Below are 13,212 nucleotides of genomic sequence, written 5' to 3' on the forward strand. Positions count from 1 at the left end.
TCCTTTAAAATCCTTTATCATTGTCAAACAGGCCGTACTTGGCAAAGAAGGCATCCCGGAAGTCTAGCAGCCGGTCATCCATAATTGCTTGGCGTACGTCTCGCATGAGCTGCAGTAAGAAGTGCAAATTGTGATACGTCGTCAGTCGGAGGCCAAACGTCTCGTCGGCTTTAATAAGGTGACGGATATACGCTCTCGAATAGTTCTGACACGTATAACACGAGCATTCCGGATCCAACGGACCGAAGTCCTCCGTAAACTTCGCGTTCTTGATCACCAAACGGCCGGAGCTTGTCATGGTTGTCCCATTGCGCGCAATGCGGGTAGGCAGTACGCAGTCAAACATGTCAACGCCGCGGATCGATCCTTCGATCAACGCATCCGGCGAACCGACGCCCATCAGATAGCGCGGTTTGTTGGACGGGAGCAGCGGGACGGTCACGTCCAGCATGTTGAACATCAGGTCTTTAGGCTCACCTACGCTTAGTCCTCCAATAGCATACCCCGGGAAATCCATGGAAGTCAAATCCGCCGCGCTCTGCTTGCGCAAATCCTCGAACATGCCTCCCTGCACGATCGCAAAGAGCGCTTGGTCATGCGGTCTGGCGTGGGACTTCAAGCAGCGCTCCGCCCAACGGGACGTACGCTCCAGCGATTGCTTCACGTACTTGTGATCTGCAGGGTACGGCGCACATTCGTCGAAAGCCATCATGATATCCGGACCGAGCGCATTCTGAATTTCCATTGCCTTCTCCGGCGAAATAAACAGCTTGTCGCCGTTCAGATGGGAACGGAATTCGACGCCCTCTTCCTTGATCTTGCGCATGTTGCTTAAGCTGAACACTTGAAAACCGCCGCTGTCGGTCAGGATCGGCCGATCCCAGTTCATGAACTTGTGCAAGCCTCCGGCCTGGCGGACGATCTCGTGGCCCGGACGCAGGAACAGATGGTACGTGTTACTCAAAATAATATGCGCGTCCATCTGCTTTAATTCTTCCGGACTCATTGTCTTGACCGTCGCCTGGGTGCCGACCGGCATGAACGTCGGCGTATCGATGACGCCGTGCGGCGTATGTACGCGCCCGAGTCTAGCCCCCGACTGTTTGCAAACTTTAATTAATTCGTATTTAATCGCCACTGTGCACTCTTCCATTCTCCGTTAGTAAATAAACATTGCGTCTCCGAAGCTGAAGAACCGGTATTCTTGTTCAATCGCTTCCTTATAAGCATTCATGACCGCTTCCTTGCCTGCGAGCGCGCTGACGAGCATGACGAGCGTCGACTTCGGCAAGTGAAAGTTCGTTAACAGCGCATCCACCAGCTTGAATTCATAGCCGGGATATATGAAGATATCCGTCCATCCGCTGCAGGCAACCGGACCTTCCGGGAAACGTCCGGCAACCGTCTCGAGCGTCCTGGCGGAGGTCGTGCCGACGGCTACGATTCGTCCGCCGCGCGCTTTCGTCGCCCGCAGCAGCTCGGCCGTCTCTGCGCTCAATTCGTAATATTCGCTGTGCATCTCATGCTCTTCGATGCGCTCTACCGACATCGGGCGGAAAGTGCCTAGTCCGACATGTAGTGTTACGTAGGCGATATCGATGCCGTTGCTGGAAAGTTGTTCCAAGAACGCTGTCGTAAAGTGAAGGCCCGCGGTCGGCGCAGCAGCCGATCCGGCATGCTTCGAGAATACGGTCTGATAGCGTTCACGATCGGACAATCTCTCCTTGATGTAAGGCGGGAGCGGCATCTCGCCCAGCTTGTCGAGAATCTCTTGGAAGATGCCTTCATATCGAAACTCGACTGCGCGCGCGCCCATCTCTCCTTCTCCGGTTACGATGGCCCGCAGCAGCGGCGCGCCGCTGCCGTCATCGCCGAACACGAGCTCCGTGCCGATCTTCAGCCGCTTCGCCGGCTTGGCGAGCGTCTCCCAGCGGTCGCCAGTCGTCTGCTTCAGCAGCAGCAGCTCCGCTTTGGCCCCCGTGTCGGCTTTGGCGCCGAGCAGTCTCGCCGGCAGCACGCGGGTATCGTTGAGCACGAGCGTATCGCCCGGCTTTAACATGCCGGCCAAATCCGTAAACCCGCCATGACGGGTCGCACCCGTCGCCTTATCCAGCATCAGCAGTCGCGAAGCGGTACGATCCGCCAGCGGCGTCTGCGCGATCAAGCGCTCGGGCAATTCAAAATCGAAATCCTGTACATTCATCTGTTCGCTCATTCCTTACCGATCGTTACGTCTTTATAGTAGTATTGCAAAATATATTGATAGTCATACCCAGCTTCCGCCAACCCGCGGGCGCCGTATTGCGACAGGCCTACGCCGTGGCCATATCCGTTGCCGACGAATCGGAAGGACGGTTCTTTGGTCGCGGCCCGGATTTCGCCTTTGCCGTTCATAATATAGAGCTGGCTGCCGCCGATCTCCTCCGCATTCCCTTCGCCGCCTTGCACGATGAAGCCCGCGCTGCCCGAGGTGCGCTCTGCCGTGCCGGCCGCTCCCGCAATCGCCATGCGGGATGTCTCGTCAATGCGGAAATTCGTGCTCGGCAGGCCGCCGAACGCGGAACGGAAAGCGTCAGGATTCCCGACAGCAAGTACTGAACCGTTAGCCTTGATTTCCGTCGGTCTTCCGGACGGTCCCGTCTTGCTGATCTCCAGCGTTCGAATCGGTCCTTGCACGGCCGTCTTCACTTTGCCTTTGATCGTCGCGAGAAGCTCAGAGGACGTGAATGGTCCGCGCACCCAAGACATTTCGTTCGATTGGGTGACTTTCTCCAGCACGACGACGCGCGTCCCGCTATTCACTTGCGATAATGGGGCAACCGCGTCCTGAACGAGCGGAATCGGCCGTACCTTAACGCCATTGCCTTTAACGCTCATAATCGGCGAACCGGCAGGCGTCTTCTCGTCCGTCGAGGCTAGCAGATCTTCGCGGATGTAACCATTGACGCCGCTCGGAAGGACGACGCGATACCATTTGTACAAGCCCTTCTCCGATACTTCGTCCGGACTCTTCACCGTCTTCAAATAAGGGACGGCGCTGCTCCATATCTCCTGCGCTTCCGCCGTCGCTCCGCCGGCGCTGGACGAGAAGACGGTCTCGATCAGCTTGCCGCCATACATGGCCACTTCGCCCTTCGTGGCATCGACGGCCTTGATCGTCGCCGGTTTCTCCGCGCTAATCCCGCCGTACGCTTGGCTTAGTACCGTATCGACGACATGGGCGACCTGAAATCCGAACCCTTGATACAAGGCGTACGTTCTAGCGGCGACCGCTTGCGCCTTCAATGCTTCGGCATGCCAGGAAGCCGGCATCTCGGCGCCGACGACCGAGTACAGATATTGTTCGAACGGCAGCTCGTTGACGATCGTAAGTTTGCCGTTCAACCCGCTCACTTCAAATTGACCGCGATAGCTGCGGCCATATCGCTCGGCGAACTTGATGCCGCCCTCCGAAGTGGATCTTATCCAGACTTTCGTGCCGCTTGCAGGCAACGCGTACAGCGCTTGCGGCGCGTTCGGCGCCCCGGTAACGGCATAGTCCTCGAGCATCAAGAGATAGGACGAAGCCGCCGTATCCGCCGCTTGCAACGCAGCTCCCTCCGGCAGCGCTGCCGCAGCCGTCTTCACGGCCGCGAGCCCCGCGCTATCTGTGGCCGAACCGACAAGCACCGTATAGACGGCGGCCGCGGTACCGGACTGCTTCCTGGCCGCATAGGCATCCAAGCCCGCGGCGCCGAATGCGGCTGCCGCGGCCCTCGCTTCCTCAAGAGAGGCATACGCGCCCGCTTCAAGATGCATAGGCCCTGTTACCGTAGAGTCCGCCTTGCCGGTAATGGACGACAGCGTGCCGTCGCCTGCCCACTTGGCTGCAGCTGTCTTGGCCGCGGCCGCGGTCGGATAGCTGCCTTCCTGCACTTGATAGACGAGTCCGCCCTTGGAGGCGGATGTCAGAAACGGAGAGCCGCCGGCAGTCTTCACGCGCTTGGCGGCGGCCAGCGCCTTCGAGAAGTCGGCGCTCTCGAATACGCGCACCTTATAGTCGTCCAACGTGAATCGCACCGTCTCGCCCGCCTTCGCCGTCAACAGCGGCTGCACGCCCGAGGGCTGGCGTACGCCAATCTCGAGCCCCCCGGACGCCGAGAACGTCCCCGTCGCCGTATTCAGCTTATATTTAGGCAGATCGATGAAAATCGCAACCCGGATCGTATCCAGCTTCGGCACCGCTCCGTAAGAAGGCCACGCCGTCCATACCGATACCAGCAGCAGCGCGGCCATAAGCGAAACCGCTATGCGCCGCCATGACCGCGGTGGGAAGCCGCCTATGCCAGACAACCGCCGCTCGTTCCTTGCTTCGCGTTCCATGAGCCGCTCCTCTCCATGTTCTGTTACGTGTACCGCGTATCGCGTTCACCAAGATTTCCTTGAGTTGAGTCCTACTTGCCGCCCTCTCCGCCAAACTGTTCGGGAATCGGCAACCCAAGGTGCACATAGGCTTGCGGGGTAACGATTCTTCCCCGCGGCGTTCGCTGCAAGAACCCGATTTGCATCAAATATGGCTCGTAGACGTCTTCGATCGTTTGGCTCTCTTCCCCGATCGTCGCGGCCAGCGTATCGAGTCCGACCGGTCCGCCCCGATAACTCGAAATCATCGCCTTGAGCATTTTGTGATCGATCTGGTCCAAGCCAAGCGGATCGACTTGAATCAGTTCCAGCGCATATCGGGCCAGCTCGTGCGTGACGATGCCGTCACCGCGCACTTGCGCGAAATCACGCACCCGCTTCAGCAGCCGGTTACCGATCCGAGGCGTCCCCCTCGAACGCATGGCGATCTCTCTTGCCGCCTCCCCGACGATATCGACGCCGAGAATCTCGGAAGCGCGGGAGACGATAAAAGCGAGCTCGTCCACGGTATAGAACTCCAGTCGGCTAACGACGCCGAAGCGGTCGCGCAGCGGCGCGGACAAGAGGCCCGCCCTCGTCGTCGCGCCAATCAGCGTAAACGGCGGTAATTCCAGCCGAACCGACCTGGCGCTTGGCCCTTTGCCGATCATAATATCGAGCGCGAAATCCTCCATCGCCGGATACAGCACTTCCTCCACCGTCCGGTGAAGCCGATGAATCTCGTCGATGAACAACACGTCGCCCTCTTGCAGATTCGTTAGCAGCGCGGCCAGATCGCCCGGCCGCTCGATGGCTGGACCGCTCGTCGTACGCAGGTTAACGCCCAGCTCGTTGGCAATAATATTGGAAAGCGTCGTCTTGCCAAGTCCAGGCGGACCGTACAGCAGGACGTGGTCGAGCGCTTCCTTGCGCAGCTTCGCCGCTTCGATGAACACTTTCAAATTCTCTTTGACTTGCGTCTGCCCGATGTATTCGGCCAAATAACGCGGACGCAAGCTAAGCTCCACCGCGGCATCTTCCATCATCAGGTTGGCGGAGATAATCCGGTCGTCCATGTGCAACTCTCCTTTCCCACTCAACCTTTAAACAGCTGCTGCAGCGCGCGTTTCATTAAGGCGTCGACGCTCTCGTCCGCCTGGACCGAGTCCTTCATGGCATGCCATGCGCGGTCCAGCTCCGCCGTCGTATACCCTAGCGCAGACAACCCTTCCTTGGCTTCGCGCCAAGCGACGCCGCCCTCGATCAATTCAGGCGGTATAGAAGGATTATCGAACGCAAGGCCGTCCGCCGTTAGCCCGAAGCCGCCGGTGAGCGCTTCCAGCTTGTCTTTCAAATCCAAAATCATGCGCTGCGCGGTCTTCTTCCCGATGCCGGGCAGCTTCGTCAGGAACGAAATGTTCTCTTGACGGATCGCCGCCGCTACCGCTTCGGGCTTGCCGCCCGCAAGAATGCCCAGCGCAACGCGAGGCCCGATGCCGGACACCTCCAGCAGCTTGCGGAACATGTTCTGCTCCTCGCGCGTCTCGAAGCCGAATAGCAGCGTCGCGTCTTCCCGCACGTGATGGTGCGTATAGACGGTCACCGACTCGCTTGTCTTGGCGAACGCGTACGGGTTGGGCGTAAAAATTTGATAGCCGATATCGCGCACGTCCACGACGATATATTCGACGTCCCAATGGACGACCCGGCCTTTCACGTAGTCTATCATGGCCTGGTCACCTCGTTGATTTTTTGCGATAAAACGGACGAATGGGCATGGCAAATCGCCACCGCCAGCGCATCGGCCACATCGTCTGGCTTCGGAATTTGCGACAGCTTCAGGAACATCCGCACCATCTCCTGCACCTGCCGCTTCTCCGCCTTGCCGTATCCGACGACAGCCTGCTTCACCTGCAGCGGCGTATATTCCGTCACCGGCAGTCCGCGCTGCGCCGCGGCCAATATGATCACGCCTCTGGCCTGCCCGACGGAAAAAGCGGTCGTCACGTTCTTGTTAAAGAACAGCTTCTCGACCGCAACGGTGTCCGGTTTGTACTTGTCCATTAAGGCGCACGCCGATTCGTACACTTGAAGAAGTCTCGTTTCCTGGGGCGTGTGCGCTTCCGTCTGGATGCAGCCATACTGGACCGGAACGAGTTTGCTGCCGATTTTATCGATGAATCCGAACCCGACAATCGCGATTCCCGGGTCAATGCCTAATACGCGCAACCTGCTCTCTCCTCACGCATGCGTAATCCTCTGCCCAAATGGCTCCCCCCATTATAGCAAATGTTCGCCTTTATGAGAACACGCTTTCGATACAGGCCAAACAAGGCGAAACGGCTGCGCCCTCTTTTGCGGCAAAGCGCGCTTCAACCCAGAGACATCGTGAACTTTTTACATGCCTATATACTTGAAAAGGGAGGAGCTTCGTGGGCTCCTCCCTGCACGCGATTCAATAGGTGCGCTTCATGACTTTCTCGCTGCGGTCCGTCGCATAATCGCTAAACGTGGACAACACGCTGTTATATTCGTCTTTATCCGTGACGCGGATACCGGCCGTTAATTGATCGAGCTGTTCCCGCGGCAGGCTGCTCTCCATGAAATTGACGTCCAGTTGAAAGAAGGTGCGCAGCACTTTTTCCTTTTTTGGAGGTCCGTCGAATAACGACAGCCGGCCGGTTTTGTCCATGCTGAACGTAGCGGTCTTTTTGCAGGCATCCGACAGATCGTCGATCATCTCCTCCATCACGACCTGGCCATCGGGCTCCAACAGCGCCGTCCATTGCGGGTGCTGACGCATCAGCCCCAGCACCTGCTGCGAGCCCATGGTGCCGAGCGCCTCCCTTTCATCGCCGCAAAGATAAACCCGCCGCAGCTCTACGGTATGATCGCCGGCTTGATTGGATAATGTTTCGATTACGCTGCGGCTTTGCAGTCGAACGCCGGCCGTTCCACGATGATCCGACTGCGGATCGAACCACGTCTCTGAACTCGGCATTTCGGCTGCGCAGGCTTGAGCGGCTTGCGAGCTTGCGCCAAAAGCGATAACGGCGGCCAATAAGCAACCAAGCTGCCACGACGGTCTTCCTCTGCGGCGGAGCCGCTTCTTCAACTGCTTCCAGAGGCTAAATTCCATCACCCGGAAAGCACCCCTTTTTACCTTTTTTGTTAGTCTTTCTCGGCAGTTGGGGGAATATGCATGCTCGCGCGCAGAATCAAAACATCGCGGCAAGAGCCCGCTCGCGCGTGTGGCGGGCAGGCTCGTCGTCCGATAGGGTTAGCGGTTAATCCAAGGCAGACTAGGTCCGGTGCGTCTCGGTTGGGAAGCGCGGGGCGCGCGAGCGGTCCGAACCGTCGTTTTTTTGGCCGGCTTGCGGGGAACGACCGTTTTTTTGCCGGCATGCGGCAGCTCGATTTTCAAATCCAATTCGTCTTCGAACGCCGGTTCCTTCTCTCGACCGTCGCCGCACCCGCAGTCGCCGGATTTATCGGCGGCTCCGACGTGCTGCAGCGGGGAGGTTTGGCCGTAACCGGAATAACCGTATGTCGGAATGCCCCAGTGTCCGGCCGAGAAATTCGACACTCCGGCCGTTTCATGGCCATAGCCGTAATCGTTCAGGTGCAGCGGACCGCTTGCCGGTCCATACCCATAGCCGCTTTGCGGACCGAAGCTGGCCGGCAGCGTCTGCGGTGCCCCATGGCCAAAGCCATAGCCGCTTTGCGGATCATGATGTGACGAAAGCACCTGCGGCGCGCCATAACCGTAACCATAGCCGCTCTGCTGGCCCAGGTCCGCCGGCAGCGTCTGCGGCGTCTCGTCGCCGTAGCCGTAACCACCATGCGGTCCGTGGTGAGCAGGCAGCGTCTGCGGCGCCTCTTGGCCGTAGCCGTAGCCATAGCCGCCCTGCGGTCCGTGGTGCGCAGGCAGCGTCTGCGGTGCGTCATGGCCGTAACCGTAGCCGCCCTGCGGTTCGTGGTGCGCAGGCAGCGTCTGCGGTGCGTCATAGCCGTAACCGTAGCCGCCCTGCGGTTCGTGGTGCGCAGGCAGCGTCTGCGGCGCGTCATAGCCGTGACCGTAGCCACTTTGCGGTCCGTGGTGCGCAGGCAGCGTCTGCGGCGCGTCATAGCCGTGACCGTAGCCACTTTGCGGTCCGTGGTGCGCAGGCAGCGTCTGCGGCGCGTCATAGCCGTGACCGTAGCCACTTTGCGGTCCGTGGTGCGCAGGCAGCGTCTGCGGCGCCTCTTGGCCGTAGCCATAGCCTACGTGCGGAGCAGCGTGCGGCGAAAGATCGGAAGGATCATAGCCGAAAGGTCCGATTCCGGCTGGTGTGGCGCCATATCCGTAACCCGGCCCTCCATGATCGGATGGACTCCCACCGTAGGGACTCGGCGGCGTGATGGGCACCGGCGCGCCCCAAGGCAAATCCGAAGCGCCGCCCACCTGCCCCGGCGGGCAATCCGCATCCTCGGCAGGGCTGAGCAGCTCTGGCTGCGCGCCGTACCCATAGCCCCCGTGTACGGGTTGCACGACGCCGTAGCCGTGATGATGCTCTTGTTTCGGATGGTGAAGCGACTCCGGCAGCGCTGGCATATCGTAGAGCGACATGACTTCCGTGGCCGGAATGCCGTATTGTTCGAATAGATCCGTGCTTTTCTCGTATTCGATGTTGATCGAATAGCCCGGCTTCACGATAGGCTGCTCGACGATCACGACAGGCGGCAGTTCAACCGGCTTCTCCTCCGCGACGGGCGGCAATTCGATAGGCTGCTCGACAACCGGAGGCTGTTCGACAACCGGTGGCTGTTCGACAACCGGTGGCTGTTCGACAGGCACTTCCTCGGCAGGCAATTCCGCGACGGGTGGTTCTTCGGGAATCGGTTCCGGCACTGGCGTCGGAATCGGCGCGGTATCGGCTTTGCCTTCGATTGGCGCCGTATTGGCCTTGCCTTCGATCGGCGACGTCGATTTTTTGCCCCCTAGGAACGGGATCGACGGCAGTACTTCTGCCGGCAGTTTGCCGACTTTGCCCACCAAGTCCGTAACGCCTTGCACGACCGACAGCGGGTGCAGCGGATGGTGGCCGTTCCCTGCATGCGAGTGCTCCACGCTCTCCGGCACGACGATCGGCGTCCCCGGCTTAGGCACATTGACGACTTCGCCGGTGAGCAGCACGTTTGGATTTTTCAGATGCGGATTCGCTTTAATCATGTCGCTCAGCGGAATCCCCCATGCCTTCGACAGCTTCCACAGCGTATCGCCCTGCTTGACGACATGCTGATGCATGACGTCGACTTGCACCGGCTTCCACGTCGGAACCTTCACTTTCGTCCCAACCTCCAGCACGTCGGGGTTCGTAATGCCCGGGTTCAGCTTTACGACCTCATCCAGCGAGACGTTGTACTTTTTTGCGATTAAGTACAGGGAGTCACCCTTTTTAACGATATGGATTTTCACTTGACGCTTACCTCCTGACGCATTCTCATACGTTCGCAACAGGCGAGCGCCCGTTGTTTATCCCTACATCCTATGCAGCAGATAGGCGAGTGTCTCCCTTTCGGTGCAAAAAAAAATGGAGGCCCGGCCTGAAAACAGGTCGGACCTCGCATAAGCGTGGTCGATGACGATCGCGTCGGTAAGCTAACCTTCGACGATCGGATACGTAAAACTTGGATAGCTGCCGAGTACGCGAACCTGGCATCCAAGCGCTTCGATTTCTTCAATGGCCGCCGGAAGCAGCACCGAGTCGAGCGACATGTTAATGTCGATAAAGAAATAATACGTCCCGAGCTTCTTCTTCGTCGGGCGCGATTCGATTCGGGAGAGGTTGATCCGGCGCCAAGCGAATGCGGACAGCACCTGGGAGAGCGCGCCCGGAAAATCCTCCGGCAGCGTCACGAGAATGCTGGTCTTCTGCACGTCCGATGGCCGATCGGTGAACGGGCGGTTGCCGACGAGCAGGAACCGGGTGAAATTGTTGTCGTGATCGGTCACGCCTTGCTCCAGAATATCGAGCCCGTTGTTTCCCGCTGCGATGGTCGTCCCGATCGCCGCCCACCCCTTACCGGGGTTGTCGCGAACGATCCGAACGGCCTCCGCCGTACTGCTGACATGCTCCTGTTCCGCATGGGGCAGATGCTCTCGCAAATACTGCAAGCATTGTGCCATGGCAACCGGATGGCTGAGCACCTTCACGATACGCCCATAGTCGAGCTTATCGCCTTCATCCGTCACTTCTTCCTTACGGCTGATAAGGTTTTGAATGGAAGGGTAGATCCACTCCGCCTGAATCGGCAAGTCCACTTCGTGCACGAGCCAATCCGTATGTAACGTGACCGAGCCTTCAATCGTGTTCTCGATCGGGATGATGCTATAATCCGTCGTGCCGTTCGCCGTCGACAGGAAGACGTTCGCGATCAGCTTGTGGTGGTCGTACCGCGCCTCCTGCCCTTCGAACAGATATCTTGCCGCCTCGTCGGACACGGAGCCCGCCGGCAGCAGTGCGATTTTGGTCATGCCGTTCTTTCTCCTTTGATCCGGTCCATGAATGCCGACGCATGCGCGTCTTCGCTCATCGTTACGATCGGCCCTTGCGCATCCGGACGCAGCCATCTCAATTCAGCCGTTATCCCTTGCGCGCTAAGCGTCTCTTTCAAAAAGCGCTCCAATTCGCGTTTGTTCGGACTACCCGCTTCAACGAGCGCGAGCAGCGTCGGTCCGGCTCCGCTGAGCGCGGCGCCGAGCGCTCCGTATTCGCAGGCCCGATCCAAAATTTCCGCCATGCCCGGAATGAGCGGTGCTCGGTAGGGCTGATGGAGACGGTCGCGCATGGCATGTCGGATCAACTCCAGCCGTCCGCTCGCAAACGCGGCTACGAGCAGCGAACTGGCCCCGACGTTGAAGACCGCATCCTTCATGGAAATTTCCGATGGCAGCGCGTGCCGCGCCTTCTCGGTGGACAGCTGGAAATTCGGGATCGCGACCAGTACGTCCATATCCGCATGCGGCTCGAGGCGCACTTGTTCCGCGCGAGCGCCGTCCCATGCCGAGACGACGATGCCGCCGAACAACGAAGCGCCGACGTTGTCCGGGTGGCCTTCGAGTTCGGTCGCAATCTGGAAGAGCCTGTCATCGGTCAGCGGGCTGCCGATCAAAGCATTAGCGGCCACAAGCGCGCCGACGATCGCGGAAGCGCTGCTGCCGAGCCCCCGTGTAAGCGGAATTTCGCTGTACATCGAGATATGCAGCTCCGGCACTTGGACGCCGGCTTCGTCGAAGACGCGCTGCGCGACTTTATAGATCAGATTCGATTTATTCAGAGGCACGCCATCCAGCCCGTCTCCGTACAGATCGATAACCGTCTCGCCGTCAGCGGGAACCGACAGCTCCAACCAAGCATATAAGGATAAGGCCATGCCGAGCGTATCGAAGCCCGGTCCCAAGTTCGCCGTGCTAGCGGGTATTCTAACAAGTACGTGTCTATCACTCATCGTGTGTTCACCTTTCATCTTCCACGCTAGCCTTCGACGCGGTAAACGCTCTTCACGCTTTTTACGACGTCCATGGATTCGAACGCGGCGAGCACTTTGTTGACCGATGCCTTGCTGGCGTCATGCGTAATGATAATGATTTCGGCTTCCTGATGATTCGGATTCGGCTGCTGGACGACCGATTCGAGACTCACCTCGTACTCGGCAAAGGATTGGGTAATCCGAGCCAGCACGCCGGCGCGGTCGTCGACATGAAGCAGCAGGTAATACTTAGACGCGATTTGCTCATCGGTCTTCAGTTTCTTCTCTTTGTACGTCAAACCGAGCTGCTTGCCGTTCACGCCGAGTTTCAGATTCTTTACGACTGCGACCAAGTCCGCCACGACCGATGTCGCCGTCGGCAGCTCGCCCGCGCCCGGTCCATAGAACATCGTCTCGCCCACCGCTTCGCCGTGTACATACACCGCGTTGAACACGCCGTTCACCGAAGCGATCGGATGCGTCTTCTTCACCATCGTCGGCTGGACGCTCACGCTCATGTAATCATCCTGGCGCTCCGCGATGCCGAGCAGCTTCACTTCGTAGCCGAGCCGTTTCGCGTAGGCGATGTCCTCGCGGCTCACCGACGAGATGCCTTTCACGTCCACATCCTCCAGCGCCACGTTCGCGCGGAAGCCGAGCGTCGAGAGAATGGTCATTTTACGCGCAGCATCGAGCCCTTCCACGTCCGAGGTCGGATCGGCTTCCGCGTAACCGAGCGCTTGCGCTTCTTTCAAGACGTCCGCATAGTCCGCGCCTTCCTGGCTCATTTTAGTCAGGATGTAGTTCGTCGTGCCGTTCACGATACCCATGATTTTCGTAATCCGATCGGAGGAGAACCCTTCGATCAGCGTCCGAATGATCGGGATCCCGCCTGCGACGCTCGCTTCGTAGAGTACGTCACAGCCGTGCTGGTGAGCCTTCGCTAAAATTTCGGGACCATGCAGCGCCATCAGATCTTTGTTCGCCGTGACGATATGTTTCCCGCGCGAGAGCGCTTCGAGAATGTACGTCTTGGTCGTTTCGATCCCGCCCATCACTTCGACGATGACGTCGATGTCCGGGTTGTTGACAATCTCCCATGGATCCTCGGTCAGTTTATCCGCGCTTACGCTAATGTTGCGCGCTTTACTTTTGTTCTGTACAAGCACTTTCTCGATCACAATCGGAGACCCGACTTGGCTTTGCAAATCCTCCTGATGTCCTTCCACGATGCGAACGACGCCCGTTCCGACGGTACCTAGCCCAAGCAGGCCTACTTTAACAGGTTTCATAGGGTTCTCCTCCATCTGATTCAAAATT

At 58.8% G+C, this 13,212-nt stretch carries 11 protein-coding genes; all 11 read right to left on the reverse strand.

Features of this window, described 5'->3' with window-relative positions:
• Positions 1-4: 4 nt before the first annotated feature.
• Positions 5-1,153 carry a tRNA guanosine(34) transglycosylase Tgt gene (gene tgt, locus ACFSKT_RS18805; protein ID WP_377718662.1) on the reverse strand — a complete coding sequence of 383 codons (1,149 nt, stop codon included), beginning with the start codon at positions 1,151-1,153 and terminating at the stop codon, positions 5-7.
• A gap of 6 nt (positions 1,154-1,159) precedes the next feature.
• A complete protein-coding gene (gene queA / locus ACFSKT_RS18810) occupies positions 1,160-2,203 on the reverse strand; it encodes a tRNA preQ1(34) S-adenosylmethionine ribosyltransferase-isomerase QueA (RefSeq protein ID WP_377718661.1) in 1,044 nt (347 codons plus the stop codon).
• Positions 2,204-2,211: 8 nt separating this feature from the next.
• Positions 2,212-4,362 carry a SpoIID/LytB domain-containing protein gene (locus ACFSKT_RS18815; RefSeq protein WP_377718660.1) on the reverse strand — a complete coding sequence of 717 codons (2,151 nt, stop codon included), beginning with the start codon at positions 4,360-4,362 and terminating at the stop codon, positions 2,212-2,214.
• A 71-nt stretch (positions 4,363-4,433) separates the two neighbouring features.
• Complete coding sequence (gene ruvB / locus ACFSKT_RS18820) at positions 4,434-5,456, reverse strand: Holliday junction branch migration DNA helicase RuvB (RefSeq protein ID WP_377718659.1); 1,023 nt, start codon at positions 5,454-5,456, stop codon at positions 4,434-4,436.
• Between the two features lie 20 nt (positions 5,457-5,476).
• On the reverse strand, positions 5,477-6,109 hold the full coding sequence (gene ruvA / locus ACFSKT_RS18825) for a Holliday junction branch migration protein RuvA (protein ID WP_377718658.1): 633 nt from the start codon (positions 6,107-6,109) through the stop codon (positions 5,477-5,479).
• Positions 6,106-6,609: a crossover junction endodeoxyribonuclease RuvC gene (ruvC, locus tag ACFSKT_RS18830; protein ID WP_377495310.1), complete on the reverse strand. Its 504-nt coding sequence runs from the start codon at positions 6,607-6,609 to the stop codon at positions 6,106-6,108. The genes ruvA and ruvC overlap by 4 nt, the downstream gene beginning before the upstream one ends.
• Before the next feature lie 226 nt (positions 6,610-6,835).
• Entirely contained in the window at positions 6,836-7,519 is a 684-nt protein-coding gene (locus tag ACFSKT_RS18835) for a BofC C-terminal domain-containing protein (RefSeq protein WP_377718777.1), read from the reverse strand.
• 141 nt (positions 7,520-7,660) lie between these two features.
• A complete protein-coding gene (locus ACFSKT_RS18840) occupies positions 7,661-9,838 on the reverse strand; it encodes a LysM peptidoglycan-binding domain-containing protein (RefSeq protein WP_377776334.1) in 2,178 nt (725 codons plus the stop codon).
• A 183-nt stretch (positions 9,839-10,021) separates the two neighbouring features.
• Positions 10,022-10,897, reverse strand: coding sequence for a prephenate dehydratase (gene pheA, locus ACFSKT_RS18845; RefSeq protein ID WP_377718656.1), 876 nt, complete (start codon positions 10,895-10,897; stop codon positions 10,022-10,024).
• Positions 10,894-11,871: a homoserine kinase gene (gene thrB / locus ACFSKT_RS18850; RefSeq protein WP_377718655.1), complete on the reverse strand. Its 978-nt coding sequence runs from the start codon at positions 11,869-11,871 to the stop codon at positions 10,894-10,896. The genes pheA and thrB overlap by 4 nt, the downstream gene beginning before the upstream one ends.
• Positions 11,872-11,897: 26 nt before the next feature.
• The gene (locus ACFSKT_RS18855; RefSeq protein ID WP_377718654.1) at positions 11,898-13,184 is read right to left on the reverse strand and encodes a homoserine dehydrogenase; all 1,287 of its coding nucleotides are present in this window, start codon (positions 13,182-13,184) and stop codon (positions 11,898-11,900) included.
• Positions 13,185-13,212 lie beyond the last annotated feature (28 nt).

Origin of the sequence: Paenibacillus xanthanilyticus, from assembly GCF_042682185.1 — a bacterium.
In the GTDB taxonomy this organism is placed as follows: domain Bacteria; phylum Bacillota; class Bacilli; order Paenibacillales; family Paenibacillaceae; genus Paenibacillus_Z; species Paenibacillus_Z xanthanilyticus.

Excerpts from the sequence above, each read along its gene's own strand:
- ruvB (WP_377718659.1), bottom strand. The coding sequence starts at position 5,456 with ATGGACGACCGGATTATCTCCGCCAACCTGATGATGGAAGATGCCGCG.
- tgt (WP_377718662.1), bottom strand. The coding sequence starts at position 1,153 with ATGGAAGAGTGCACAGTGGCGATTAAATACGAATTAATTAAAGTTTGC.
- ACFSKT_RS18815 (WP_377718660.1), bottom strand. The coding sequence starts at position 4,362 with ATGGAACGCGAAGCAAGGAACGAGCGGCGGTTGTCTGGCATAGGCGGC.
- pheA (WP_377718656.1), bottom strand. The coding sequence starts at position 10,897 with ATGACCAAAATCGCACTGCTGCCGGCGGGCTCCGTGTCCGACGAGGCG.
- ruvA (WP_377718658.1), bottom strand. The coding sequence starts at position 6,109 with ATGATAGACTACGTGAAAGGCCGGGTCGTCCATTGGGACGTCGAATAT.
- ACFSKT_RS18855 (WP_377718654.1), bottom strand. The coding sequence starts at position 13,184 with ATGAAACCTGTTAAAGTAGGCCTGCTTGGGCTAGGTACCGTCGGAACG.
- thrB (WP_377718655.1), bottom strand. The coding sequence starts at position 11,871 with ATGAGTGATAGACACGTACTTGTTAGAATACCCGCTAGCACGGCGAAC.
- queA (WP_377718661.1), bottom strand. The coding sequence starts at position 2,203 with ATGAATGTACAGGATTTCGATTTTGAATTGCCCGAGCGCTTGATCGCG.
- ACFSKT_RS18835 (WP_377718777.1), bottom strand. The coding sequence starts at position 7,519 with ATGGAATTTAGCCTCTGGAAGCAGTTGAAGAAGCGGCTCCGCCGCAGA.